At 69.6% G+C, this 25,906-nt stretch carries 24 protein-coding genes; 7 read left to right on the plus strand and 17 right to left on the minus strand.

The genetic code is table 11. The features are described from left to right. Positions 1-93: 93 nt before the first annotated feature. The 3 genes from mmsB to HGN31_RS11675 are packed head-to-tail and all read right to left on the minus strand — an operon-like array spanning position 94 to position 3,124. The gene (gene mmsB / locus HGN31_RS11665) at positions 94-972 is read right to left on the minus strand and encodes a 3-hydroxyisobutyrate dehydrogenase (RefSeq protein WP_168783295.1); all 879 of its coding nucleotides are present in this window, start codon (positions 970-972) and stop codon (positions 94-96) included. Positions 973-974: 2 nt separating this feature from the next. After that, a complete protein-coding gene (locus tag HGN31_RS11670; protein WP_168783296.1) occupies positions 975-1,979 on the minus strand; it encodes an enoyl-CoA hydratase/isomerase family protein in 1,005 nt (334 codons plus the stop codon). Beyond that, the gene (locus tag HGN31_RS11675) at positions 1,979-3,124 is read right to left on the minus strand and encodes an acyl-CoA dehydrogenase family protein (RefSeq protein ID WP_168783297.1); all 1,146 of its coding nucleotides are present in this window, start codon (positions 3,122-3,124) and stop codon (positions 1,979-1,981) included. The genes HGN31_RS11670 and HGN31_RS11675 overlap by 1 nt, the downstream gene beginning before the upstream one ends. 169 nt (positions 3,125-3,293) lie before the next feature. Between HGN31_RS11675 and HGN31_RS11680 the strand changes: the two genes are divergently transcribed. Next, positions 3,294-4,727, plus strand: a complete 1,434-nt coding sequence (locus tag HGN31_RS11680; RefSeq protein WP_168783298.1) for an NCS1 family nucleobase:cation symporter-1 — start codon at positions 3,294-3,296, stop codon at positions 4,725-4,727. Between the two features lie 95 nt (positions 4,728-4,822). On the opposite strand, the gene HGN31_RS11685 is transcribed toward HGN31_RS11680, so the two are convergent. Next, on the minus strand, positions 4,823-6,322 hold the full coding sequence (locus HGN31_RS11685; protein WP_168783299.1) for a CoA-acylating methylmalonate-semialdehyde dehydrogenase: 1,500 nt from the start codon (positions 6,320-6,322) through the stop codon (positions 4,823-4,825). Between the two features lie 127 nt (positions 6,323-6,449). Between HGN31_RS11685 and HGN31_RS11690 the strand changes: the two genes are divergently transcribed. The 4 genes from HGN31_RS11690 (at position 6,450) to HGN31_RS11705 (ending at position 9,663) form a co-directional block, all read left to right on the plus strand. After that, on the plus strand, positions 6,450-7,373 hold the full coding sequence (locus HGN31_RS11690; RefSeq protein WP_168783300.1) for a LysR family transcriptional regulator: 924 nt from the start codon (positions 6,450-6,452) through the stop codon (positions 7,371-7,373). Positions 7,374-7,475: 102 nt separating this feature from the next. Beyond that, on the plus strand, positions 7,476-7,916 hold the full coding sequence (locus tag HGN31_RS11695) for a CBS domain-containing protein (protein WP_036700489.1): 441 nt from the start codon (positions 7,476-7,478) through the stop codon (positions 7,914-7,916). Positions 7,917-8,067: 151 nt separating this feature from the next. Further along, positions 8,068-8,565, plus strand: a complete 498-nt coding sequence (coaD, locus tag HGN31_RS11700; protein WP_036700486.1) for a pantetheine-phosphate adenylyltransferase — start codon at positions 8,068-8,070, stop codon at positions 8,563-8,565. Positions 8,566-8,664: 99 nt separating this feature from the next. Then, on the plus strand, positions 8,665-9,663 hold the full coding sequence (locus tag HGN31_RS11705) for a DUF2189 domain-containing protein (RefSeq protein ID WP_244961001.1): 999 nt from the start codon (positions 8,665-8,667) through the stop codon (positions 9,661-9,663). 73 nt (positions 9,664-9,736) lie between these two features. Here HGN31_RS11705 and HGN31_RS11710 read toward each other — a convergent pair whose 3' ends face one another. The 8 genes from HGN31_RS11710 to pyrC all read right to left on the minus strand — a co-directional run bounded on the left by HGN31_RS11710 (position 9,737) and on the right by pyrC (position 18,223). Continuing rightward, a complete protein-coding gene (locus HGN31_RS11710; RefSeq protein ID WP_036700485.1) occupies positions 9,737-10,249 on the minus strand; it encodes a bactofilin family protein in 513 nt (170 codons plus the stop codon). Continuing rightward, positions 10,239-11,510, minus strand: a complete 1,272-nt coding sequence (locus HGN31_RS11715) for a DUF5930 domain-containing protein (RefSeq protein ID WP_168783301.1) — start codon at positions 11,508-11,510, stop codon at positions 10,239-10,241. Before HGN31_RS11715 ends, HGN31_RS11710 begins: the two co-directional genes overlap by 11 nt. A gap of 222 nt (positions 11,511-11,732) precedes the next feature. Next, on the minus strand, positions 11,733-13,130 hold the full coding sequence (locus HGN31_RS11720) for a helix-turn-helix domain-containing protein (protein WP_036700483.1): 1,398 nt from the start codon (positions 13,128-13,130) through the stop codon (positions 11,733-11,735). Between the two features lie 116 nt (positions 13,131-13,246). Beyond that, a complete protein-coding gene (locus HGN31_RS11725; RefSeq protein ID WP_168783302.1) occupies positions 13,247-14,446 on the minus strand; it encodes a multidrug effflux MFS transporter in 1,200 nt (399 codons plus the stop codon). Beyond that, positions 14,433-14,789: a DMT family protein gene (locus tag HGN31_RS11730; protein ID WP_168783303.1), complete on the minus strand. Its 357-nt coding sequence runs from the start codon at positions 14,787-14,789 to the stop codon at positions 14,433-14,435. The genes HGN31_RS11725 and HGN31_RS11730 overlap by 14 nt, the downstream gene beginning before the upstream one ends. Next, positions 14,780-16,270 (minus strand): replicative DNA helicase, encoded by a 1,491-nt coding sequence (locus HGN31_RS11735; RefSeq protein ID WP_036700476.1) that lies wholly within the window; start codon positions 16,268-16,270, stop codon positions 14,780-14,782. The genes HGN31_RS11730 and HGN31_RS11735 overlap by 10 nt, the downstream gene beginning before the upstream one ends. 244 nt (positions 16,271-16,514) lie before the next feature. Continuing rightward, a complete protein-coding gene (locus HGN31_RS11740) occupies positions 16,515-17,186 on the minus strand; it encodes an orotate phosphoribosyltransferase (RefSeq protein ID WP_168783304.1) in 672 nt (223 codons plus the stop codon). Then, positions 17,186-18,223 (minus strand): dihydroorotase, encoded by a 1,038-nt coding sequence (gene pyrC / locus HGN31_RS11745; RefSeq protein ID WP_168783305.1) that lies wholly within the window; start codon positions 18,221-18,223, stop codon positions 17,186-17,188. The genes HGN31_RS11740 and pyrC overlap by 1 nt, the downstream gene beginning before the upstream one ends. A gap of 151 nt (positions 18,224-18,374) precedes the next feature. Here pyrC and HGN31_RS11750 point away from each other — a divergent pair, with 151 nt between their 5' ends. Next, positions 18,375-18,677, plus strand: a complete 303-nt coding sequence (locus HGN31_RS11750) for an antibiotic ABC transporter (RefSeq protein WP_168783306.1) — start codon at positions 18,375-18,377, stop codon at positions 18,675-18,677. A gap of 465 nt (positions 18,678-19,142) precedes the next feature. Here the strand turns inward: HGN31_RS11750 and gap are convergent, their stop codons facing one another. From gap to purB, 4 genes are all read right to left on the minus strand, one after another. Next, positions 19,143-20,144: a type I glyceraldehyde-3-phosphate dehydrogenase gene (gene gap, locus HGN31_RS11755; protein WP_036700467.1), complete on the minus strand. Its 1,002-nt coding sequence runs from the start codon at positions 20,142-20,144 to the stop codon at positions 19,143-19,145. A 523-nt stretch (positions 20,145-20,667) separates the two neighbouring features. Then, the gene (locus HGN31_RS11760) at positions 20,668-20,811 is read right to left on the minus strand and encodes a hypothetical protein (protein ID WP_168783307.1); all 144 of its coding nucleotides are present in this window, start codon (positions 20,809-20,811) and stop codon (positions 20,668-20,670) included. A 202-nt stretch (positions 20,812-21,013) separates the two neighbouring features. Continuing rightward, positions 21,014-22,054 (minus strand): flagellar motor switch protein FliG, encoded by a 1,041-nt coding sequence (locus HGN31_RS11765; RefSeq protein ID WP_244961002.1) that lies wholly within the window; start codon positions 22,052-22,054, stop codon positions 21,014-21,016. Between the two features lie 57 nt (positions 22,055-22,111). After that, a complete protein-coding gene (purB, locus tag HGN31_RS11770) occupies positions 22,112-23,440 on the minus strand; it encodes an adenylosuccinate lyase (RefSeq protein WP_168783309.1) in 1,329 nt (442 codons plus the stop codon). Positions 23,441-23,588: 148 nt separating this feature from the next. On the opposite strand from purB, the gene HGN31_RS11775 reads away from it, so the two are divergent. Further along, positions 23,589-24,374, plus strand: a complete 786-nt coding sequence (locus HGN31_RS11775; protein ID WP_168783310.1) for a heme-dependent oxidative N-demethylase family protein — start codon at positions 23,589-23,591, stop codon at positions 24,372-24,374. A gap of 88 nt (positions 24,375-24,462) precedes the next feature. Here the strand turns inward: HGN31_RS11775 and glnA are convergent, their stop codons facing one another. Next, positions 24,463-25,875 carry a type I glutamate--ammonia ligase gene (gene glnA / locus HGN31_RS11780; RefSeq protein ID WP_168783311.1) on the minus strand — a complete coding sequence of 471 codons (1,413 nt, stop codon included), beginning with the start codon at positions 25,873-25,875 and terminating at the stop codon, positions 24,463-24,465. Positions 25,876-25,906 lie beyond the last annotated feature (31 nt).

Raw genomic sequence — 25,906 nt, forward strand, 5'->3', positions numbered from 1 at the left:
TGATCCTGTTGCGTGTCGGGAGAAAACGCCCGCCGGCGTGCCGCGGTTTCCCGCAAGCCCGCCCTTGGCCCGTTCCGCGGGCCGCCGCGCGGCTCAGGCCGCGCCCCGCCCGCGGGCCGCAAGCCGCGGCAGCATGGCCGAGAAATCCCGGCCGCGGCCGTCCTCGGCCTCGACGAACTGACCATAGAGCGAGGTGGCCAGCGCCCCCATCGGCGTGTCGGCGTCGGCGCTGTCGGCGGCCTGCTGGCTCAGCCGCAGGTCCTTGAGCATCAGCTCGGCCGCGAAGCCCGGCTTGTAGCCGTTGTCGGCCGGCGAAGCCGGACCCACGCCGGGCGCCGGGCAATAGGCGTTCATCGACCAGGAATAGCCCGACGAGGTGGACACCACGTCGAACATCTTCTGCCGGTCGAGCCCCAGCTTGTCGGCCAGCGCAAACGCCTCGCAGGTGGCGATCATCGTCACGCCGAGGATCATGTTGTTGCAGATCTTGGCCGCCTGGCCGGCGCCCGAGTCGCCGCAATGCACGGCCTTCTGCCCCATGATGTCGAAGAGCGGGCGCACCGTCTCGAACGCCGCGGGCGTGCCGCCGACCATGAAGGTCAGCGTCCCCGCCGCGGCCCCGCCGATCCCGCCCGAGACCGGCGCGTCGAGCGCGCCCTTGCCCGCCGCCGCGGCCTGATCGGCGACCGCGCGGGCGCTGTCCACGTCCACCGTCGAGCAGTCGCAGAGGACCGCACCCGGCGCCATCGCCGGGATCACCTCGGCCGCGACGGCGCGCAGGATCTGGCCGTTCGGCAGCATGGTGATGACCACCTCGGCGCCGGCCGCGGCCTCGGCCGCGGTGGCAGCGGCGGTCACGCCCTCGGGCATCGGCGCGGCAAGGTCGAAGCCCTGCACCGCGTGGCCCGCGGCGGCGAGGTTCTTCGCCATCGGCCCGCCCATGTTGCCCAGTCCGATGAAACCGATCCGCATCCTCAGTCCTCCCACGTCAGTTCGGCCTCGCCGAGGTTTGCCAGCATCGCGTCCACCTTGGCCGCGTCCGCGGCCGCCCCCCAGGCGGGGTTGCGGTCCTTGTCGATGATCTGGGCGCGCACGCCCTCGATGAAATCGCCCTCGGCGGTGGCGCGATGGGTGAAGCGGTATTCGCGGCTGAGCGAATCCTGCATCCGCTGGTCGCCCCGCGCCGCCTTGACCATCGCCAGCGTCGCCGCCATCGACAGCGGCGAATTGCGCCGGATGGTCTTGAGCGAGGCCTCGTCCCCCGCTTGCTCGAGCGCCGCGGCGATCTCGGCCACGCTGCGGCCGCGGAACGCCGCGAGGTCGCGCTCGGCCAGCGCCGAGGGGGCGGGCAGGGGCTGCCCGGCCAGCGTTGCGGCGTCGCCGGTCTCGGCCAGACGGTCCTTGGCGGCGTCCCACTCCGCCTCGGGCAGGTAGAGGTCGGCAAAGCCCGCGTGGATCGCGTCGGCCGCGCCCATCCGTGCGCCCGTCAGCCCGAGGTATTCGCCGACCCGCCCCGGCGCGCGGGCCAGAAGCCACGTCCCGCCGACGTCGGGGATCATCCCGATTCCCGCCTCGGGCATCGCCACCTGCGTGGTGTCGCCCACGACGCGGTGGCTGGCGTGCCCGCCGAGGCCCACGCCGCCGCCCATCACGAAGCCCTGCATGAAGGCGACGATCGGCTTGGGATAATCGCGGATCGCGGCGTTCATCTGGTATTCGTCGGCGAAGAAGCGCTGGCCCACCGTGTGATCGCCGGCCTTCGCGGCGTGATAGATCGCGGCAATGTCGCCGCCGGCGCAGAACGCCTTGTCCCCCTCGGCGTCGAGGATCACCAGCTTCACGGCCTCGTCGTCGCGCCAGGCGTCGAGCGCGGCGCGCACCGCGTTCGCCATCTCGTGGCTCAGCGCGTTCAGCGCCTGCGGTCGGGTCAGGGTGATGCGCCCCGCGGCGCGGTCCTTACGGATCTTGAGATCGTCCATCAGCCCCTCTCGGCCAGCATCGCGCGGCCCACGATCAGGCGCATGATCTCGTTGGTGCCCTCGAGGATCTGGTGCACCCGCAGGTCGCGGACGATCTTCTCGATCCCGTAGTCGGCGAGATAGCCATAGCCGCCGTGGAGTTGCAGGCACTGGTTGGCGACCTCGAACGCGCGATCGGTGACGTAGAGCTTGGCCATGGCGCAGAACTTGGTGGCGTCCGGGGCCTTGTTGTCCAGCTTCCACGCCGCCTGGCGCAGGAAGGTGCGGGCCGATTGCAGCGCGACCTCCATCTCGGCCAGCCGGAACTGCAGCGCCTGGAACTGGTCGATGGTTTTTCCGAAGGCCTTGCGCTCGCCCATGTAGCGGATCGTCTGGTCCAGCGCCGCCTGCGCGCCGCCGAGCGCGCCCGCCGCGATGTTCAGCCGCCCTCCGTCGAGCCCGGCCATCGCGTAGGCGAAGCCGCGCGCTTCCTCGCCCAGCAGGTTCCCGGCCGGGATCACGCAGTCGTCGAACTGCACCTGGCTGGTCGGCTGCGCGAGCCAGCCCATCTTGTGCTCGAGCGCCCCGAACGAGAGCCCGGGCGTCCCATCCTCGACCACCACGGTCGAGATGCCCTTGGGCCCGTCCTCGCCGGTCCGCACCATGGTCACGTAGACGTCCGAATAGCTGCCGCCCGAGATGAAGGCCTTGGTGCCGTTGAGCCGGTAGCCGTCGTTCGTCCGCTCGGCCCGCGTCCGCAGCGCCGCGGCGTCCGACCCCGAGCCCGGCTCGGTCAGGCAGTAGGAGAAGATCTTCTCCATGCTGCAGAGGTCCGGCAGCCACTTCGCCTTGTCCTCGGGCTTGCCGAACTTGTCGATCATGCCGCCGCACATGTTGTGGATCGACAGGAACGAGCCGACCGCCGGGCAGGCCATCGCCAGCGCCTCGAACACCAGCGTCGCGTCGAGCCGGGTCAGCCCCGAGCCGCCATACTCTTCCGAGACGTAGAGCCCGCCGAACCCGAGCGCCGCCACCTTGGGCCAGAGGTCCTTGGGGATGGTGCCCTGGCGTTCCCATTCGCGGGCATGGGGCGCGATCTCGGCCTGGCCGAAGTCCCGCGCCATGTCGAAGATCGCCTGCTGCTCTTCGGACAATGCGAAATCCATCCGTTCCCCCTTGCTCGCGGCTGACCGTTTTCCGGCGCTAGTGCCGCAGTGTTGCACAACTATTTCACGCCACGGCGCCGATTGGCCAGCACCGCCAGCCGGCATTGGACACAAGCCCGCCCGCGCGGCAGGATTTCCCCACCGAAAACAAACGCAAACGGGACCGATCATGCAGATCACCGGCGCCTCTCCGGCGCTCTACAACGAAGATCTCGCGCCGGCGCAGGACCGCCGCTGGGGCGCCTTTTCGATCTTCAACGTCTGGACCTCGGACGTCCATTCGCTGTGGGGTTACTACCTCGCGGCCAGCCTGTTCCTGCTCTGCGGCAACTTCCTGAACTTCGTGCTGGCGATCGGGGCGGGGTCGCTGGTGATCTACTGGCTGATGACGCTGGTCGGCGTCGCGGGCGTGAGGACCGGCGTGCCGTTCCCGGTGCTGGCGCGCTCGTCCTTCGGCACCTTCGGCGCCAACATCCCGGCGCTCATCCGGGGCGTGGTGGCGTGTTTCTGGTACGGCGCGCAGACGGCGGCGGCGTCGGGCGCGCTCGTTGCGCTGCTCATCCGCTCGCCCGGGATGCTCGAGTTCCACCAGACCCACCACATGCTGGGTCACTCCACGCTCGAGGTGATCTGCTACGTGCTGGTCTGGGCGGCACAGCTTCTCATCATCCAGCGCGGGATGGAGACAGTGCGCCGCTTCCAGGACTGGGCCGGGCCGGCCGTCTGGCTGATGATGCTGATCCTGGCGGTCTATCTGGTCGTCAAGTCGGGCCGGTTCAGCTTCGGCTCGGAGATCCCGCAGGATGTGCTGGTCGAGGCGACGCGGGACGCGGGCATCAGCACCCCGCCGGGCAGCCTGCCCACGCTGATGGCGGTGGCGGCCACGTGGATCACCTATTTCGCGGCCCTCTATCTCAACTTCTGCGACTTCTCGCGCTACGCCACGTCCGAGCGCGCGCTGCGGATCGGCAATATCTGGGGCCTGCCGGTGAACCTGCTGGCCTTCTGCCTCGTGGCGGGTGTGACGACGACCGCGGCCTTCCACGTCTATGGCGAGGTGCTGATGCACCCCGACCAGATCAGCGCCAAGTTCGACAGCTGGTTCCTCGCGCTGCTCGCGGCGCTCACCTTCGTCGTGGCGACGCTGGGGATCAACGTGGTGGCGAACTTTGTCTCGGCGGCCTTCGACTTTTCCAATGCGGCGCCGCGGGTGGTTGATTTCCGCCGCGGCGGGCTGATCGCCGCGGTCATCGCGCTGATCCTCTACCCGTGGGCGCCGTGGGATACGGGGGCTGCGCATTTCGTCAACTTCATCGGCTCGACGATGGGGCCGATCTTCGGGATCATGATGGTCGACTACTACCTGATCCGCCGGATGCAGCTGAACGTGCCCGACCTCTACCGCGAAGACGGAGAGTTCCGCTTCAACGGGGGCTTTCACGGCAAGGCCTTCGTGGCGCTGTTCGTGGGCATGGTGTTCTCGTCCATCCTGCCGACCTTCACCAGCATCCTGCCGGACTGGTGGGGAATCTACGGCTGGTTCTTCGGCGTGCTGTTCGGCGGCGGCACCTACTTCGCGCTGCGCCAGGCCGACCGCATCTGAGAGAGCAGACGGGGCGGCGCGATCCGCCCCGTTCTTCCTTGCACAAATATCCTCCGGGGGTGCGGGGGTGGAAAACCCCCGCTTCGGCGGTGCCGTCAGTCCATCGCCTTGAAGTTGAACGCGGCCCCTTCCTTGATCCCCGAGGGCCAGCGGCTCGTGACCGTCTTGGTGCGGGTGTAGAAGCGGAAGGCGTCGGGCCCGTGCTGGTTCAGGTCGCCGAAGCCCGACTTCTTCCAGCCGCCGAAGGTGAAATACGCCAGCGGCACCGGGATCGGCACGTTGATCCCGACCATGCCGATGTTGCAGCGGCTGGCAAAGTCGCGGGCGGTGTCGCCGTCGCGGGTGAAGATCGCGGTGCCGTTGCCGTATTCGTGGTCCATCGCCAGCTTCAGCGCCTCCTCGTAGCTCTCGGCGCGGACGGTCGAGAGCACGGGGCCGAAGATCTCTGTCTTGTAGATCTCCATGTCGGGGGTGACGTTGTCGAAGAGCGAGGGGCCGACGAAAAACCCGTTCTCGTAGCCCTGCAGGCTGAAGTTGCGCCCGTCCACGACCAGATCGGCGCCCTGGTCCACGCCCGATTGCACCAGCCGCTCGATGTTCTTCTTGGCGGCCGCGGTCACGACCGGGCCGTAGTCCACGTCGTCGCCGGCGGTGTAGGGGCCGACCTTCAGCTTCTCGACCCGCGGCACCAGCTTCTCGATCAGCTTGTCGGCGGTCTCCTTCCCGACCGGGACGGCGACCGAGATCGCCATGCAGCGCTCGCCCGCGGCGCCGTAGCCTGCGCCGACCAGCGCGTCGGCGGCCTGGTCCAGATCGGCGTCGGGCATGATGATCATGTGGTTCTTGGCGCCGCCGAAGCACTGGGCGCGTTTGCCGGTCGCGGCCGCGCGCTCATAGATGTACTGCGCGATCGGGGTCGAGCCGACGAAGCCCACCGCCTGGATCACCTCGCTGTCGAGGATCGCGTCCACCGCCTCCTTGTCGCCATGCACGACCTGCAGCACGCCGTCGGGCAGCCCGGCCTCCTTGAACAGCGCGGCAATCATGTTCGGCACCGACGGGTCACGCTCGGACGGCTTGAGGATCACCGCGTTGCCCGAGGCGAGCGCGGGGCCCAGCTTCCACAGCGGGATCATGGCGGGGAAGTTGAAGGGGGTGATGGCCGCCACCACGCCCAGCGGCTGGCGCATGGAATACATGTCGATGCCGGGGCCGGCGCCGTCGATGAACTCACCCTTCAGAAGCTGCGGCGCGCCGATGGCGTATTCGATCACCTCGAGCCCGCGCTGGATGTCGCCCTTGGCGTCGGGGAAGGTCTTGCCGTGCTCGGACGACAGCACCTCGGCCATCTTGTCCATGTCGCGGTTCATCAGGTCGACCATCTTCATCATCACCCGCGCGCGGCGCTGCGGGTTGGTCGCGCCCCAGGCGACCTGCGCCTTGGCGGCGGCGGCGATGGCCGCGTCCATCTCGGCCTTCGAGGCGAGGTCCACCTTGCCCTGCACCTCGCCGGTGGCGGGGTTGTAGACATCGGCGGTGCGGCCGGACGTCCCTGCGGTTTCCTTGCCGTCGAGCCAGTGGTGAATCGCGCGCATGAGCCTTCCTCCGTTGCCGATGCTGTCCGTGGTTGGGGGCAGGATAGTCTTGCGGTAATGCCCGCGTAAAGCGACGATGAGGCCAAACCGCTTTGCGAAATCGCAAAGGGTGCGCGAGGGGGCGACGATGGATTGGGATGACCTGCGCGTATTCCTGGCCGTGGCGCGGGCCGAGTCGCTCTCGGCGGCGGGGCGGCGGCTGGGGATGGATGCCTCGACCGTGGGGCGGCGGGTGGCGCGGCTGGAAACCGCGCTGGGCCGGGTGCTCTTCGCCAAGACGCCGCAGGGCTACGCGGTCACCGCCGAAGGCGCGGCGCTCGTCGCCCACGCCGAGGCGGCCGAGGCCGCCGCCGCCGCGGCCGCCGAATCGCCGGGGCAGGGGCAGCTTGCCGGGCAGCTCAGGATCGGGGCGCCGGACGGGTGCGCCAACTACCTGCTGCCGCAGATCGCGGCACGGCTCTGTGCCGACCATCCGGGGCTGGAAATCCAGATCGTCGCCCTGCCGCGGGTGTTCAACCTCAGCCGGCGCGAGGCCGACATGGCGATCGCCGTCAGCCCCCCCGACCGCGGCCGCGCGGCGATCCAGAAGATCACCGACTATCAGCTGCACTTGGCCGGCCACGCGGATTACCTGACCGCCCATCCCCCCATCGCCAGCCGCGCCGACCTGCGCGGGCACCGGATGATCGGCTATATCCAGGACATGATCTTCGACCGCGAACTCGACTATCTGGCCGAAACGGGGTCGGCGCACGCCACGCTCAGCTCGAACTCGGTCAGCGTACAGATGCAGGCGATCCGGGCCGGGGCGGGGCTGGGGATCGTGCACGACTTCGCCATCCCCTTCGCGCCCGGCGTGCGCCGCGTGCTGGCCCGCGACATCGCCCTGACCCGCGCCTTCTGGCTGCTGCGCCCGGCCGACGACCGCCGCTCGGACCGGCTGAATCGGCTGGCCGAGGCGGTCACCCAGGCGCTGCGCCGCGAGGTCGCGCGGCTCGAGGCGCTGGTCGCGGCCACCGAGGCCGCGCGCCAAGACTCACGGGGGGCTTGACGCTCGGGCGCGGCGCGGCAACGCTGAGGTCACGGGGTGGTGAGCGGCCGCGCGGGCCGGGGATGCCGCTGCCGGGGGGATGCCGATGCCAGGGGGACGCCGATGATCGTCAAGCAGATTCTCGCCATGAAGACGGGGCCGGAGAGCATCGTCACGGTGCGCCCGGACATGAGCGTGGCCGACGCCGCCCGGCTGTTGTCGGAAAAGCGGATCGGCGCGGTGGTCGTTTCCGAGGACGGCCAGCGCCCGGCGGGGATCCTGTCCGAGCGTGACATCGTGCGCGAGCTGGGCCGGTCGGGCGCCGACGTGCTGCAGCGCAAGGTCGCGGACCTGATGACCAGCAAGGTCAGCACCTGCGTCTGCGGCGAGGATGCGCTGACGGTGCTGCAGCGGATGACCGACGGCCGGTTCCGCCACCTGCCGGTGGTGGATGAGGCGGGGCATATGCTCGGCGTCGTCTCGATCGGGGACGCCGTCTCGGCCCGGCTCAAGGAGCTCGCGGCCGAGAAAGAGGCGCTGACCGGGATGATCATGGGGAACTGACCGGGCGCCAGGGCCACGCGGGGCGGCACGTCGCGCGGCCATGCCGCGGCGCGGCGCTTGCATCCGCGCCGGATTTCCGCTTGCGTCTGACGAACCCGTGATCGCCCCCCTTGGGGGGCCGCCCCAGCCCCTGCGCCCGAAGGATCAACAGATGCGGATCGGTCTCTACCCCGGAACCTTCGACCCGGTCACGCTGGGCCACATCGACATCATCCAGCGCGCCGCGCCGCTGGTGGACCGGCTGGTGATCGGGGTGGCGATCAACCGCGACAAGGGGCCGCTGTTCTCGCTAGAGGAGCGGGTTGAGATGGTCGAGGCCGAGTGCACCGACATCGCCCGCCGCAGCGGGGTCGAGATCGTCGTCCATCCCTTCGACAACCTGCTGATCGACTGCGCCCGCGACGTCGGCGCCAGTGTCATCGTCCGCGGCCTGCGCGCGGTCGCGGACTTCGAGTACGAGTTCCAGATGGTCGGCATGAACCGCGCCCTCGATTCGAGCGTCGAGACGGTGTTCCTGATGGCCGACGCCCGGCGGCAGGCCATCGCCTCGAAGCTGGTCAAGGAAATCGCCCGGCTGGGCGGCGACGTGAGCAAGTTCGTCACCCCCCCGGTCAACAGCGCGCTCAGGGCGCGATTTGCCGCAGCCTGAGGGGCGCCCGGCCTGCCCCGGTTGATCCACCCCGCTTGATCCGGCCTGTCCCGCTGCCCTAGCCTTGTGGCCGAGGGGGACCACGGGAGGAGAGACCGGATGACCCAAAGCGCCACGCCAGCCGACACGCCACCCCGGCCGGGGGGACCGATCCCGGACCCGACCCGGCCGCCGATGCCCAACCCGGCGCCCGACCGCGGGCCCGCCGAGCCGCTGGGCGCCGCGAGTCGCCGCACGGCCACCCCGGCGGCGGCGTGGGGGGGCGAGGTCCGCTCGCCCTCGGGGCGCATCGCGCCCGACGGCACGGTGGCGCCGGTCCTCGGCGACGACCGCGGCCAGCCCGACACCATCCCCGCCCCCGCCATCATCGACATGTCCGCGATCGGCGAGTCGCTGCGCGCCGGCTGGACCGATTTCCTGCGCGCGCCGGGGTTTGGGCTCTTCTTCTCGGCCTTCTACGTCGCGGGCGGGCTGATGCTCGCCGCCGTCGCCGCCGCCGCGGGGCAGGAGTGGTGGCTGATCCCCTTCGTCGTGGGCTTTCCGCTGATCGCGCCCTTCGCCGCGGTCGGGCTGTACGAGGTCAGCCGGCGGATCGAGGCCGGGCTCCCGCTCGACTGGCGCAGCGTGCTGGGGGTGGTGTTCGCGCAGAAGGACCGGCAGGTGCCGTCGATGGCGATGGTCATCCTGCTCATGTTCATGTTCTGGGTGTTCGTGGCCCACACGACCTTCGCGCTGTTCATGGGGCTGCAGGCGCTGACCAACATCACCACCTCGCCCGAGATCCTGTTCCAGGGCCGCGGGCTCGTGATGCTGGGGGTCGGGACCGTGGTGGGTGCGGGCTTCGCCGCGGTGCTCTTTGCGATGACCGCCGCGGGCCTGCCGCTGATCCTCGACCGCGAGGTGGACTTCATCTCGGCGATCATCGCCAGCTTTCAGGCGGTGCTCGGCAATCCGGGCGTGATGCTCGCCTGGGCGGTGGTGATCGCGGTGATCCTGTTCCTGGGGATCGCGCCGCTGTTCCTCGGGCTGTTCGTGGCGCTGCCGGTGCTGGGCCATGCGAGCTGGCACATGTACCGCCGGCTGTTTCCCGACGACTGAGCGGCGCCGGCGACAGCCCAAGAAAAAAGGCGCGCCCAGGGGGCGCGCCTGTTCGTGTCGGCCGGGCCTCGCCTCAGCCGTCGAGGTCGTCCTCGTCGCGGCTCATCGCGGCCGCGGGGGGCGCGAGCTTCGGCGTGATGCCGTTGCCCAGCGGGTCTTCCTGACGCTGGACCGAGCCCTCGAAATGGGCGCCCGATTCGATGGCGATGGTCTTGTGGACGATGTCGCCCTCGACCCGCGCGGTGGCCGACAGGCGCACCTTGAGGCCGCGGACGCGGCCGACGACGCGGCCGTTCACGATCACCTCTTCGGCGACGATCTCGCCGTGGATGGTGGCGCTTTCGCCGACCGTCAGCTGGTGGGCGCGGATGTCGCCGTCCACCGTGCCCTCGATCTGCACATCGCCCTGGGTGGTGATGTTGCCCTTGACCGTCAGGTCGGACGACAGGACCGACGGTCCGGTGCGGGTCCGCATCCCCTGCTGGGGCGCGTGGTCGTAGCTGTCCATGATCGGGGCCCGTGTCGGTTCAGGATCGGGAGAGTGGGTGCGCGGTCCGGGTTCGGTGACTCGGGTCTTAGAAAACATTCTGTGCGGCCTTGATGAAGCTCATGGGGTTCACGGCCTTCCCGTCCACACGCACCTCGTAGTGCAGATGCGGACCGGTCGAGCGGCCGGTGTTGCCCATATCACCGATCAGGCTGTTGCGCGAGACCTGTTGCCCGGCCTTGACGCGGATTTTCGACAGATGGCCATAGCGGGTCTCGGTCCCGACGGCGTGCTTGATCTTGATGACGTTGCCATAACCGCGCTGCCAGCCGGCAAAGATCACCACGCCGTCGCCGGTCGCATAGATCGGGGTGCCGACCGGGCCGGCGAGGTCGATGCCCTCATGCGCGCGGCCCCAGCGCTTGCCGAAGGGCGAGGTGAAGCGGAACGCCGACTTCACCGGCATGGCCAGCGGCAGCTTGCTGACCGCGATGCGGTAGTTGTTCACCTTGCCGAGCGATATCACCACCTCGTTCGCCCGCGCCTCGGATTCCGAGATCGCGGCGTTACCGCGCGACGAATAGCCCATCGGGGTCAGCGGGCCGCCGGTCCCCTCGTAGCCCTGGCGCACGGTTTCCAGCAGCTTGTCGGTGTTCACGCCGACCTTGGCGAACATGTCGTCCAGCGGCTTGACCGACAGCTCGACCGCTTCCTCGAGCTGGGCGAAGATTTCCTCGTTGCGGCGCATGATCTCGTCGCGCTCGACGGTCAGGGCCTGGGCGGTGCGGGTCGCCTCGTCGGCGCGCTTGGTAGCGGCGGCGCGGTCGCTGGCCGCGGTCTCGAGCTCGCCCGACAGGATGTCGAGGGCGACCTTCATCTCGTCGGCGCGCTCGGCCCGCGGGGCGGCGGCGTCGGCGGCCGAGGTCGCGTCGGCGAGCTGGCGCAGCGCCTCCTGCGCGTCGGCGCGGGCGTCGTGCAGCGACGCCTGCATCGCGCCGATGCCGCTTTCCAGTTCGCGCCGCTTCTCTTCCGAGGCGAGCAGCTGCGACTGCATCTGCGAGACCTGCGAAAGCGCAGCGGTGAAGCGGGTCTGAGCGGCGGCGGCCTCGGCAGCGCGGGCGTCGCGCTCGGCGGAAAGCTCGGTCATCTGGCGCTCGAACAGCGCCATGTCGGGTTGCGCGGCAGCCTGGGCGCCTGGACCCATGCGGTCGAAGGCGAGGATCGAGGTGCTGACCGCAGCCCAGCCGACAACCGCCACGAACCCGGCCCGGCGGGCGATCCGCACGCCCCGGCCCGAACGGGCGGCAGCGGGATCGGCAGCGGTGGTCGCGGCAGGCATCGAGGGGGTGGAGCGCAACATCAGGTCATCCCATCTGTGGAAAGTCGAGGCTGGCCTCGTCAGATGCGGTTGAGTTAACGGGGCCGTGACATTCGCGCAACGCATCACGGCGCGGCGTGCCGGCGATCGGCGGAGTCTCGCCCAAGGGCGGGAACCTTTCCGCCGCTCGCGCATTACGCGCGCCGGCTCAGGACGGATTGTGCGGCGACAGGCCGCAGCGCAGGTGATCCGTCGGGCAATCCGTCAGGGGATCGCGTAGGGCAGGGGGCCGCTGCGGTCGCCGGGAATCACCAGCTCGCGGTCGATGGGCGGCACCGAGCGCTGGTGGCAGTCCGGCCGCGGGCAGATGCGGCAGCTGATCCCGATCCGCTCGTAGCCGGCCGGGTTGGCCAGGTCGAGGTCGTCGGCATAGACGAGATCGCGGGCGTGGGTGATCTCGCACCCCAGGCAGATGGCGAAGCGCCGGACCGGGGCCCGGAAGCTGCCGCCCGGCTTCTGCACGTCGCGCGACAGGCAGAGGTAGCGCACCCCGTCCGGGGTCTGGGCGAGCTGGCGCAGGAACTGGCCCGGCGTCTCGAACGCGCGGTGCACGTTCCAGAGCGGGCAGGCCCCGCCGAAGCGGGCGAACTGCAAGAGCGTCGCCGAGTGGCGCTTGGTGATCGTCCCGGCCTGATCGACGCGGACGAAGAAGAACGGCACCCCCCGGTCACCCGAGCGTTGCAGGGTCGAGAGCCGGTGCGCCACCTGCTCGAGCGAGGCGCCGTAGAGATGGGCGAGCCGCTCGAGGTCGTGGCGCTCGGCCCGGGCGCTGGCGAGGAACTGACGATAGGGCATCAGCGCCGCCCCGGCGAAGTAGTTGGCCAGGCCCAGCCGGGCGATGTCGCGGGCCGCCGGGCTGCGGAACCGGCCGAGGTCGAGCGTCGCGTCCAGAAGGTCGCCCCGGGTCTCGCGGGCGATCAGGTTCAGAAGCTGGAACACCTGCGTGGATGGCTCGGCGGCGGCGTTGAGGGTGATGACGTCGCCCTCGCGCCGGAAGACCGATCCGGGCGGCAGCTCGGCCTCGTGGATCGAGAAGCCGCGCTGGGTCAGCGCCGCCACCGCGCGGGCCATCGGCGGGGCGCGGGTGCCGTCGGGGCAGGCGAAGCGCTCGGCCGCGCGGTCCACCGCGTCGATGTAGTTGTCGCAGTAGTGGAAGAAGTCGCGCACCTCCTCCCACGGTGAGGAGAGCGAGCTGGGCCCGGTCGCGCCGATCGCCTCGTCCAGCGCGGCGAGCCGGTCCTGCCCCTCGCGGTGGGCGCGGTAGAGGTCGAGGAAGGCGCGCACCAGCCCCGGCGTGTTCGACGCCGCCAGCCGCAGGTCGGTCAGGTTCGGCGGCGCATCGAACAGCGGGTCGGCCAGCGCCTCGGCCATGTCCACCACCATCCGGTCGGCATCACCCGCGGCCAGCGCGCCGACATCGACCTGGAACTCGGACGCGAGCCGCAGCAGCACCCCGGCCGAGACGGGCCGGTGGTTGTTCTCCATCTGGCTGAGATAGGGGAGGGAGACGCCGAGCCGGTCGGCGAAGACGCGCTGGGTCAGACCGTGCCGGTTGCGGGTCTCGCGCAGCGAGGCGCCGGCATAGATCTTGTGGCTGGCCATAAATCGACCCCTCGCTGACATACGCTTTGCAGTGCGCCGTTAGCATTTGCAAAGTTGCGCGAGCAATCCCGCGTGGCGCAGGGCTGCCCTGCGCGGGGCGCGTGGCGCGGGCGGTGTCAGACCGGCCGGCGCAGCCGCCGGACGACGATGATCGCGCCGAGCGAGGCCGCCGCCGACAGCGCCATGATGCAGAGCAGCGGCGTGGCGCCCGCGCCGGGGACGAGGAACCGCCCCGCCAGCGCCGCGAGGCCCGCGCCGCCCGCGACAGCCATCGCCCCGCCCAGCCCGCTCGCCGTTCCGGCGAGTTCGGGCCGCACCCCCATCATCCCCGCCGTCGCGCTGGGCAGGACCATGCCGTTGCCCAGCCCCATCAGCGCGATGGCGCCGAAGAACACCGCCGGCACCAGCGCGCCGGCCATCGTCACCGCCAGCGCCGCGCCCAGCGCCAGCGCCGTGACCCAGGCGCCGAGCAGGATCATCCGGTCGATCCCCACCCGCGCGGCAAAGCGCCCTGAGATGAAATTGCCCAGCAGATAGCCGATCGAGGGCGCCGCGAACCAATAGCCGACCTCGGCCGGGCGCAGGTGGAAGACCGTCTCGCCCACGAAGGGCGCGCCGCCCAGATAGGCGAAGAACGCGCCCGAGGCGAAGGTCGCGGCCAGCGCATAGCCCCAGAACACGCCCGAACGGGCCAGCTGCGGATAGCCCCGCATCTGCGCCCGCATCGACAGCCCGCCGCGCGCCGTCTCGCCCAGGTCCACCCAGGCGAGCGCCAGTGCCGCCGCCCCGGCCGCCAGCAGCATGGCGAAGTTGGCACGCCAGCCGAAGGCCTCGTCCAAAAGCCCGCCGAGGATCGGCGCCATCATCGGGATGACCGACATCCCCATGGTGACATAGCCGATCCGGCTGGCGGCCGCGTCGCCCTCGACCATGTCGCGGACGATGGCGCGCGAGAGGACCATCCCGGTCCCGACCGCGGCCTGCAGGGTGCGGAAGGCCAAAAACCACCCCGCCGAGGGCGCCAGCAGCGTCCCCGCCGTCGCCACGAGGAAGGTGGTAAGCCCCACCAGCATCACCGGCCGCCGTCCGTAGCGGTCCGACAGCGGCCCGGCGATCATCTGCACCAGCGCCGAGCCGGCCAGATAGACCGTCACCGACAGCTGCATCACCGCGTAATCGACGCCGAAATCCCGCGCCATGCCCGGCAGCGAGGGCAGGAACACGTTCATGCTGAGCGCCCCCAGCCCCGACAGCAGCACCAGCGTCAGGATGTGCGTCGGGGTGCGGCGGGGCCGCGCGGCCTCAGCCCCAGTCATGGAACACGAACCACGCGCCGGCGCAGATCAGCCCGAATCCGACCGCGTGCTGCCAGCCCAGCCGCTCGCCGAGGTAGAGCCACGAGAAGCCGGCGAAGACCGTCAGGCTGATGACCTCCTGAATCGTCTTGAGCTGGGCGGCGGAGAAAGTCCCGTGGCCGATGCGGTTGGCGGGCACCTGCAGCACATACTCGAAGAAGGCGATGCCCCAGCTGGCGACGATCACCAGCGCGAGGGGCGCGGTCTTGAACTTCAGATGCCCGTACCACGCCACCGTCATGAAGACGTTCGAGGCGATCAGCAGGCCGATGGTCAGGGCGGGGACGGGCAGGCTCAGCCCCATTGCTGGATCTGGTGCCGGGCAAGGTTGCCGAAGCGGGTGAACCGCCCCTCGAAGCTCAGCTCGACCGTGCCGATCGGTCCGTGGCGCTGCTTGCCGATGATGACCTCGGCCTTGCCGTGCACCTGCTCCATCACCTGCTGCCAGGCGGCCATCTTGTCGAGCTCGTGGTCGGCGGGCTTCTCGCGTTCCTTGTAGTATTCCTCGCGGAACACGAACATCACGATGTCGGCGTCCTGCTCGATCGAGCCGGACTCGCGCAGGTCCGAGAGCTGCGGGCGCTTGTCCTCGCGATTCTCGACCTGCCGCGAAAGCTGCGACAGGGCGATGACCGGGATGTTCAGCTCTTTCGCGACGGCCTTGAGGCCCTGGGTGATCTCGGAGACCTCGTTCACCCGGCTGTCCTTGGCCGAGGCGGCGCGCAACAGTTGCAGGTAGTCCACGATCAGCACGTCGAGCCCGAGCGTCCGCTTGAGCTTGCGGGCCCGCGCGGCGAGCTGGTTGATCGGCAGCGCCGGGGTGTCGTCGATGTAGAGCGGGCAGTTCTGCAACGCGTGGGCGGCATCGACGAAGCGGCGGAACTCCTCTTCGCTCATGTCGCCGCGGCGGATCTGTTCGCTGGGCACCTCGGCCGCTTCCGAGAGGATGCGCGCGGCCAGCTGCTCGGCCGACATCTCGAGCGAGAAGAACCCGACGACGCCGCCGTCCACGGTCCCGCGGGTGCCGTCCGGCAACTCGCCCATCCGGTGCGCCTTGGCGACGTTGAAGGCGATGTTGGTCGCGAGCGACGTCTTTCCCATCGACGGCCGCCCGGCGAGGATGATGAGGTCGGACTTGTTCAGCCCGCCCATCTTCTTGTCGAGATCGTCGAGCCCGGTCGAGACGCCCGACAGCCCGCCGTCGCGCTGATAGGCGGCGTTCGCGGCCTGCACCGCGCCGGTCACGGCCTGCAGGAAGGACTGGAAGCCGCGCTCGGCCACCCCCTGCTCACCCAGCTTGTAGAGCGTCTGTTCGGCAGTCTTGATCTGCTCTTCGGCGTCGTCGTCGATGGCCACGGTTGCCGCGCGGGCCGAGATGTCGTGGCCGAGCGCGATCAGCTCGCGCCTGAGCGCGAATTCGCGGATCATCCGGGCGTATTCGCGCGCGCCATAGGACGACACCGCCGAGCCGGCGAGGCGGGCGAGATAGGCCGGCCCGCCCAGTTCCTTCAGCCCGGCGTCATGTTCCATGAACGCCTTGAGCGTCACCGGGCTGGCCAGCGCGTTGCGGGTGATCCGCTCGGCGCAGAGGTCGAAGATGCGCCGGTGCACGGGGTCGTAGAAATGCTCGCCCCGCACCAGCCGCGTGACCTGGTCGAACACGTCGTTGTTGGTCAGCAGCGTGCCCAGCAGCTGCTGCTCGGCCTCGATGGAAAACGGCACCGCCGGGGCCTCGTCGGCCGTCTCGGCAGGGCGGCGCGGATCGAGCGCGCGCAGTTCGGACATCGTGGGAATCCTCGGGACGGTCGGCTTGGGATGCAGGCGGTGGGGTGGGGGCGGTTATGTCACGAAACCATCGCCCGGTCCACGATCGGCCCACGGGGCGGGATCAATTAGCCGGGGGCGATTGGGGGGATAAGCTGTGGACAAGTGTTCGGCGGCGGTGGCGGAGGCGGGTTTGGCGTGCCCGCGCGCCCCTGACGCGCGCGCGGGAGTTTCGGCGGGCAGCGTGGTCAGGGCTGCCCGGCGCCTACGGATGCGCGGCCTGCCAGCCCCGCGGGTCGCTCAGGAAGGCCTCGACCTCGGCCAGCGTGCCGGCGTCGAAGCTGCCCTGCGCGCGCGCCTCGGCCAGCACGTCCCACCAGGTGCAGAGGTGGTGCAGCGTGACCCCGTGCGCGCCCAGTCGCTCGGTCGTCTCGGGGAAGATGCCGTAGTAGAACACCACCGCGGTGTGGGCGCAGCTGGCCCCCGTCTCGCGGATCGCATCGACGAACGACAGCTTCGATCCGCCGTCGGTGGTCAGGTCCTCGACCAGCAGCACCCGCTGGCCCTCGGACATGGCGCCCTCGATCCGGGCGTTGCGGCCGTAGCCCTTGGGCTTCTTGCGCACATAGGTCATCGGCAGGCCCAGCCGCTCGGCCATGAAGGCGGCGAAGGGGATGCCCGCGGTCTCACCACCGGCGACGTTGTCGAAGGCCTCGAACCCCGCGTTGCGGCAGACCGTGGCGGCGAGGAAATCCATCAGCGTCCCGCGGATGCGCGGATACGAGATCAGCTTGCGGCAGTCGATGTAGGTCGGCCCCTTCAGCCCTGAGGCATAGGTGTAGGGGTCGACGGCGTTGAAATGCACCGCCTTGATCTCAAGCAGCATCCGCGCGGTCAGCCGGGCGATCTCGTCGGCGGGGGGGAAGGGCAGGGTCATCAGTCGTCCAGGTGCCAGTGGATCGGGAAGCCGGGGTCGAAGACGGTCACCGTCTCGTCGCCCGCGGTGATGGAGGCCGGGAACCGCACCGCCTCGCCCCGGGTGAGGGTCACGCGGTCGGGGTTCGGGTCCATCCGGTAGAAGGCCGGACCGTTGAGCGAGGTGAACGCCTCGAGCCGGTCGAGCGCGCCGGCAGCCTCGAACACCTCGGCGAGGATCGGCAGCCAGTTCGGCGCGGTGAAGCAGCCGGCGCAGCCGCAGGCGCTTTCCTTGGCGCGGTCGGGGTGCGGGGCGCTGTCGGTGCCGGCGAAGAACCGCCCCTCGCCCGAGGTCGCGGCCTCGAGCAGCGCCAGCCGGTGCGCCTCGCGCTTGGCGACGGGCAGGCAGTAGTAATGCGGACGGATGCCGCCGGCGAGGATGTGGTTGCGGTTGATCACCAGGTGATGGGTGGTGATCGTCCCGCCGATGTCCGCGCCGCCCGCGCGGACGTAGTCGATGCCGTCGCGGGTGGTGATGTGTTCCATCACCACGCGCAGGCCGGGGGTGCGGCGGCGGATCGGCTCGAGCACCCGGTCGAGGAACACCGCCTCGCGGTCGAAGATGTCGACGGCCGGGTCGGTGACCTCGCCATGCACGCACAGGGGAATGCCGGCGCCGGCCATCGCCTCGAGCACGCCGCGCACCCGGTCGAAGTCGCGCACCCCGCTGGCCGAGTTGGTGGTCGCCCCGGCGGGGTAAAGCTTGACCGCGGCGATCAGCCCGGCGGCATGGGCAGCGAGGACGTCGGCCGGATCGGTCGTCTCGGTCAGGTAGAGCGTCATCAGCGGACGCAACGTCGCGCCGGGCGGCAGGGCGGCCAGAATCCGCTGCCGATAGGCCGCGGCCTCGGCCCCGGTGACCACCGGCGGGACGAGATTCGGCATGATGATCGCCCGGCCCAGTCGCGCCGAATGCGGCGCAACCGCAGCCAGCATTGGCCCGTCGCGCAGATGAAGGTGCCAGTCGTCCGGGCGGGTGATCGTCAACGATGTGTTCATGGGACGGGTCTATAACGAAGCCGGCGGCGTTATCCAGCGCCCGGGGGGTCGTCGGGCCGGTTCACCTGTCCGAAAGTTGGTCTTGGAATCGGGAACGGAAGGGTGCACCGTGTCTTTCTGCGGTGCAGCATTCGCCGAAAGGAATGTTTGAATGAAGACGCTGATGGTCGATCCGGTCATGTCGATGAGGCTGTGGTCGGATTTCTGCCGGATGGGGTTCGAGGCCCAGTACGTCATGGCCGTGCGCATGGCCGGGCTGTGCGGGATGATGCCCCAGCGCCGGGGCGAGAACTTCCGCATGGTTGCCGAAAAGGGCGACGCGGCGCGTGAGTCGGTGGGCGCCGCGCTGCGGTCCGCCGCCACGGGCGCGCGCGCGGACGAGATCCTCGCCGCGGCGCTCAAGCCCTATGGCCGGCGCACGCGCGCCAACGCCCGGCGGCTCAGCCGGCGCTGAGGCAGACCCGCCGCGGGTGCCTTGGGGTGAGGTCGGCTGCCTCCGGCGGGGATATTTTTGGCAGGGAAGAATGAGCGGGCGCCGGGATAGGGTGTCTTGGCCGGGCACTTCGGTGGGCTTGCGATTGAGCAGCTTTCCATCAGCGACTGCGGGACGCTGACTTGATTGACCGGCTTCGCTTACGCTGCCGTTACGCGGCTTGATTCATAACGGCGGGACGCTGCCTCGGCTGCGTCATGGGTGAGCAGCGCCTCGCGTAGAGGCTGGAAACCGGTCGGAGTCGACTTTCGCCACGCGCTTCCGGTGCTGCACGCTGATCCACTGCTGGAAGGACACGCCACCAAGTCAAGGCGTTTCGCAACCGACTCCGTCGCAGGCTGCAACACCAAAGTTTCCGAAAGCTGGACCAACGAAAAGGGGCGGCCCGTCAGGACCGCCCCTCTGATTTTCAGCTTACCAGCCGCCTCAGATCAGCTTGCCCATCGCCACGGCGGTGTCGCTCATCCGGTTCGAGAAGCCCCATTCGTTGTCGTACCAGGTCAGGATGCGGACCATCCGGCCCTCCATCACCTTCGTCTGGTCCATGTGGAACACCGACGAATGCGGGTCGTGGTTGAAGTCCGAGCTGACCAGCTTCTCCTCGGTATAGCCGAGGATGCCCTTCATCGGGCCGTCGGCGGCGGCCTTGATCGCCGCGTTGATCTCGTCCACCGAGGTGTCGCGGGCGGCCTCGAACACGAGGTCCACGACCGAGACGTTCGGCGTCGGCACCCGGATCGCCACCCCGTCGAGCTTGCCCTTGAGTTCCGGCAGCACCAGGCCCACGGCCTTGGCCGCGCCGGTCGAGGTCGGGATCATCGACAGCGCCGCGGCGCGGGCGCGGTACAGGTCCTTGTGCATCGTGTCGAGCGTCGGCTGGTCGCCGGTGTAGCTGTGGATCGTGGTCATGAAGCCACGGGTGATCCCCACGGTGTCGTTCAGCACCTTGGCCACCGGCGACAGGCAGTTCGTGGTGCAGCTCGCGTTCGACACGACGATGTCGTCCGAGGTCAGCGTGTCATGGTTGACGCCGTAGACGATGGTCTTGTCGGCGTTGTCGCCCGGCGCCGAGATCAGCACCCGTTTCGAGCCGTTCTCGAGGTGCGCCTGGCTCTTTTCCTTGCTGGTGAAGATGCCGGTGCACTCCATCACCACGTCCACGTCCGACCACGGCAGGTCGGCGGGGTTGCGCTCGGCCGAGACCTTGATCGGGCCGCGGCCCACGTCGATGGTGTCGCCCTTGACGGTCACGGTCGCGGGGAAGCGGCCGTGCACCGAGTCGTAGCGCAGCAGATGGGCGTTCGTCTCGACCGGGCCGAGGTCGTTGATCGCCACCACCTCAATGTCGGTGCGCCCCGATTCGATGATCGCCCGCAGCACGTTGCGCCCGATCCGGCCGAACCCGTTGATCGCTACCTTCACAGCCATGACTCGCTCCTACCTGTGCAATGCCCGCGGCTGTCCTGCCGAAAGCGCGGGGAAAATGCAATGCGCGGTAAGGCGGCGATTGCGTGTGCTCCACCCGGACGGGGCGGGCGACGGACGGGCAGTCCGGTGGGTGCGTCATTGGGCAGATCGCCCCGGGGCGGCAGTGCGGCGGATGTGGGGCTGGACCCGCTGAGGCGCCAGAGCAATTGCGGGCAGATCACCCGGACCCGAGGCGGCAGGACAGGCGACGTGGAGCTGGACCGCCGAGGCACGAGAGCCAATGCGGGCAGATCACCCGGGGGTTCGGGATGGGGGGAGGACATGAAACTGGACCCCGCACGACCTGAGACCCACCGTGCGGCGAGCCCTTTAACAGCGCGCCTTCAACAGGAAGTACGCCGGCGGCGTCGCGTTGAGCCGTAGTCGTAGCGCGGGCCGCTCGCCCGCCGCGCCGTTCGCAGTCGCGCGGAAGGTTGCCGCGGCCTGTGCTACGCCCGAGCCCGCCAGCGCCCCTCGGCCGCAATCAACGCCAGAAGCTGACCCATTCGATGAACTGGGCGACGAGCCGGCCGAGCATCACCGGAAGACCAAGGTGCAGCACCGTCGCGTCGAGGACGAACACCCCGACGATCAGGGCCGCGAGCACGATCGCGATGCTGTTGGTCATGGCGGCGTTCCTCGCGGGCTGCGGTTGGCTCATTACCCATTCCCGCCGTCACCCCGCAAGTCGCGGCTGCGGTCGGGGGCAGACGTGACGCGGCTCATCGGCGCTTCCGTCGAGCTGGCCGGCACTTGTCGCTGAAATCCCCGATCCACCCTTCGGAACGTCCTCCAGCGCAAAACCCACTCCTCAACGCACGCCCCCTCCGTCACCCCCCCGCCGTGCGGATCGTCACCCCCTCCTCCTCGGTCTCGACGATCAGGAACAGCTCGCCCGCCTGTTCCATCCGGCGGATCGCGGCGACGACCTCGGTCATCGCCTCCTCGGCGTCGCGGGCGCTGACCTTGCCGGCGGCCTCGATCTCCTCGCGCATCGACTCGGCCAGGCGCGAGCTGAGGCCGGCGAGCAGGAACTCGACCGTCGCCGCGTCGTCGCCAGTGGCGCCGGCCATCGCCTTGGTGACGGTCGCAGCCTCGACCTCGCGCAGGATGCGGGGGATGTCGCGGGGGTCGATGCGGCGGGGGATGTTGGCCCAGGTGAAGATCGCCTTGCGGACCCGGCCGGCGAACTCGGCGTCGTCGTCGTCGAGGCCCGCCAGCACGGTGTCGCGGGTAACCGCCGGGGACAGGTTGAGGATCGCCCCCACCGTCTCGACCGGCTGGGTCTCGATCGCCGGTTGCGGCAGCGCTTCGATGGCGCGCATCAGCGCCAGCCCGATCCGGCGCAGCGCGGGCGCCTCGATCCCGCCGGTCAGCGACATCGCATAGGCGACCTGGCGCGCGTGGGCGGGGTCGAGCAGCCCGAACACCTCGGAGGCGCGGGCGACCGGCAGGCGCGAGAACATCACCGCCGCGACCTCGACCGCCTCGGTGCGGGCGAGGATGGCGAGCTGCGGGGCGGGCAGGGCGGCCACCCGTTCCCACGGATCGGCGGTGCCGTTCAGCGCCGCGAACCGGCGCAGGCGGTTGGCGGTGTCGGCCGACAGATGCCCGCCGAGAAAGTCGAGCGTGCCGTCGATCGAGCCGGGGAAGCTGACCCCGACCTCTTCCAGCCGGTCGCAGAACTCGGTCAGCACCGCGTGGCAGGTGTCCCGGTCCACGAGGTCCATGCCGGCCATTTCCTGCGCCAGCAGCGCCTGCAACTCGGGCGGCAGCTGCGACAGGTCCATGTCGGCGCCGTCGGCCAGCATCATGCGCACCACGACAGCCGCCTTTTGCCGGGGCGTCAGCCCCGGCGCCGTCAGATACATTGCAGTCCCCATGCCACGCCGCCCGATTCCCTCTCGGCCGACCATGGCAGGCCCGGCTTAACAGCCGGTGAACGCCGCTCCGCTTTCGCCGAAAACCCGGCGGAAGATCGTGTCGACGTGCCTGGTGTGATAGCCGAGGTCGAACTTCTCCTCGATCTCGGCGGGCGAGAGCGCCGCCGTCACCTCGGGGTCGGCCAGCAGCTCCTCGCGGAAATCGGCGCCTTTTTCCCACACCTTCATGGCGTTGCGCTGGACCAGCCGATAGGCGTCCTCGCGCGATACACCGGCCTGGGTCAGCGCCAGCAGCACCCGCTGGCTCATCACCAGGCCTTTGAACTTGTTGAGGTTCTTCAGCATGTTCTCGGGGTAGATCACCAGCTTGTCGATCACCCCGGCCAGCCGGTTGAGCGCGAAGTCCAGCGTGATCGTCGCATCGGGCGCGATCCCGCGCTCGACCGAGGAATGGCTGATGTCGCGCTCGTGCCAGAGCGCCACGTTCTCCATCGCCGGGACCACGGCCATGCGCACGAGCCGCGCGAGCCCGGTCAGGTTCTCGGTCAGCACCGGGTTGCGCTTGTGGGGCATCGCCGACGAGCCCTTCTGCCCGGGCGAGAAATACTCCTCGGCCTCAAGCACCTCGGTGCGCTGCATGTGGCGGATTTCGATGGCGATGTTCTCGATCGAGCTGGCGATGACGCCGAGCGTGGCGAAGAACATCGCGTGGCGGTCGCGGGGGATGACCTGGGTCGAGATCGGCTCGGGCGTCAGGCCCATCTGCGCGCAGACGTGCTCTTCCACCGCCGGGTCGATGTTGGCGAAGGTGCCGACCGCGCCCGAGATGGCGCCGGTGGCGACCTCGGCGCGCGCGCGTTCCAGCCGCTCGCGGCCGCGCGACATCTCGGCGTAGAACCGTGCGAAGGTCAGGCCCATGGTCGTCGGCTCTGCGTGGATGCCGTGGCTGCGGCCGATCCTGAGCGTGTCCTTGTGCTCGAACGCCCGGCGCTTGAGCGCGGCGAGCACCTTGTCCATGTCGGCCAGCAGGATGTCGGCGGCGCGGACGAGTTGCACGTTCAGCGTGGTGTCGAGCACGTCCGAGCTGGTCATGCCCTGATGGACGAAGCGCGCCTCTTCGGCGCCGATGTGCTCGGCCAGATGGGTCAGGAAGGCGATCACGTCGTGCTTGGTCACCGCCTCGATCTCGTCGATGCGGGCGACGTCGAACTCGACGTCCTTCGCCCGCCACACGGCTTCGGCGTTGGCGCGCGGGATGACGCCCAGCTCGGCCTGGGCGTCCGAGGCGTGGGCCTCGATCTCGAACCAGATGCGGAAGCGGGTCTCGGGGGACCAGATCGCGGTCATCTCGGGGCGGGCATAGCGGGGGATCATGGCGGGCCTCGTCTTGGGGATGGGGGCCGTTTAGGCAAAGCCCCCGCGCGGGGCAACGGTCTGGGGCAGGGCGCGCCGCGGTTTGCGCCTGCCGGAAGGGCGGCGGGGACGCATTGCGCCGGCCCGCGCTTCGGCGCTGACTGGCGCCATGAGCACGATCCTGCAGAATCGCCTGAGCTTCGCGCCCTGGACCGACGCCCGCACCCGACGCCTGCCGGGGACGATCCCCGTGTCCGAGGACGACTGGCTGGTCGTCGATGACGCCTACGCCGCCCAGATGGCCGAGCGGGTGCGGCTGATCGAGACCCGGCCCGAGGCGGTCCACGCGCTGTCTGACGAAGCCCGGCCCGCGGCCGACGAGCTGCTGCGCTGGGTGCTGCGGCTGCTGCCCGGCCGGGGGCACGCGGTCGGCGCGACCATCCGCCGCCCCGACGGGGTCGAGGTTACGCCCGACACGAACCAGCCGCTGCTGACGCTGGGGCGGCTCTGCGCCGAGGATTTCTGCCTGATGCTGCCCGGCCCGGCGGGCGAGCATATCCTCGGCGGCGCGATCCTGTGCTTTCCGGCCGGCTGGACGCTGGCCGAAAAGTTCGGGCGGCCGATGATGGGGATTCATCGCCCCGTGGCGATCTATACCGAGGACGTGGGGCGCCGGGTCCAGCGGTTGCTCGACGGGGTGCGGCCGGGGATCGGGCTCTTGCGCGGGACGGCGCACCACTCGAACGCGCCGCTGCACAATCCGCGGACCGAGGCGCAGGGGCGGGCGACCGACGCGGCGCTGCCCTTCATCCGGGTCGAGCGGCAATGCCTGTTTCGCCTGCCCGAGACGGGGGCGGTGGTGTTCTCGATCCACACCGCGGTGATCCGCGAGGAGAGCCTGACGCCCGACCAGGCCGCCGCGCTGGCCGAGTTCCCGATCCGCCACGCCGCATAAGCCGGCCCGCCCGCGTCCTGCGGCCTGACGCCGCGCCATGAAAAAGGGCGCCCCGCGGGGCGCCCTGTCCGGTCCGGTCAGCCGCTGCTCAGCAGCTGTAGTACATCGCGTATTCGATCGGGTGCGGGGTGTGCTCGAAGGCATAGACCTCTTCCCACTTCAGCCGGATATAGCTTTCCAGCTGGTCGCGGGTGAACACGTCGCCGGCGAGCAGGAAGTCCATGTCCTTCTCGAGCTCGTCGAGCGCCTCGCGCAGCGACCCGCAGACGGTCGGGATCTCGTCCAGTTCCTCCGGCGGCAGGTCATAGAGGTCCTTGTCCGAGGCCGGGCCGGGGTCGATCTTGTTCCGGATCCCGTCCAGACCCGCCATCAGCAGCGCCGCGAAGCACAGGTAGGGGTTGGCCGAGGGATCGGGGAAGCGGGCCTCGACGCGCTTGGCCTTGGGCGATTCGGTCCACGGAATACGGACGCAGCCCGAGCGGTTGCGCGCCGAATAGGCCCGCAGCACCGGCGCCTCGAAGCCCGGGATCAGCCGCTTGTAGCTGTTGGTCGACGGGTTCGTGAGCGCGTTCAGCGCCTTGGCGTGCTTGAGGATGCCGCCGATGAAATACAGCGCCTCCTGGCTGAGGTCGGCGTATTTGTCGCCGGCGAACAGCGGCTTGCCGTCCTTCCAGATCGACATGTTGACGTGCATCCCCGAGCCGTTGTCGCCCTTCATCGGCTTCGGCATGAAGGTCACGGTCTTGCCGTAGGCGTGCGCCACGTTGTGGATCACGTACTTGTACTTCTGGATGTTGTCGGCCTGCTCGACCAGCCCGCCGAAGATCATCCCCAGCTCGTGCTGGCAGGTGGCGACCTCGTGGTGGTGCTTGTCGACCTTGATGCCCATCCGCTTCATCGTGGACAGCATCTCGCCGCGCATATCCTGCGCCTCGTCGATCGGGTTGACCGGGAAATACCCGCCCTTGTGACCGGCGCGGTGGGCCTGGTTGCCCATCTCGTACTCGGTGTCGGTGTTCCAGGCCGCCGCATCGGCGTCGATCTGGTAGCTGACCTTTTGTGGCGTCACGGCGTAGCGGACGTCGTCGAAGATGAAGAACTCGGCCTCGGGCCCGCAGTAGAACGCATCACCCACGCCCGAGGCCTTGAGATACGCCTCGGCCTTGACGGCGGTGCCGCGGGGGTCGCGGTCATAGGCCTCGCCGGTGTCGGGCTCGACCACGTTGCAGTGCACGCAGAGCGTCTTTTCGGCGTAGAAGGGATCCAGATAGGCCGACGCCGGATCGGGCATCAGCTTCATGTCGGACTGGTCGATCGACTTCCACCCGGCGATGGACGAGCCGTCGAACATGAAGCCTTCCTCGAAGAAGTCCTCGTCGATCAGGTCCACGTCCAGCGTGACGTGCTGCAGCTTGCCCTTGGGGTCGGTGAAGCGGACGTCGACATAGGCGACCTCCTCGGACTGGATGAGGTCAAGGACCTCGGCGACCGTCTTGGCCATGATGTCTCCTGGCGTTTCGTGAGTGTCGTGG

The sequence above is a fragment of the Paracoccus sanguinis genome, assembly GCF_012689545.1.
GTDB classification, from domain to species: domain Bacteria; phylum Pseudomonadota; class Alphaproteobacteria; order Rhodobacterales; family Rhodobacteraceae; genus Paracoccus; species Paracoccus panacisoli.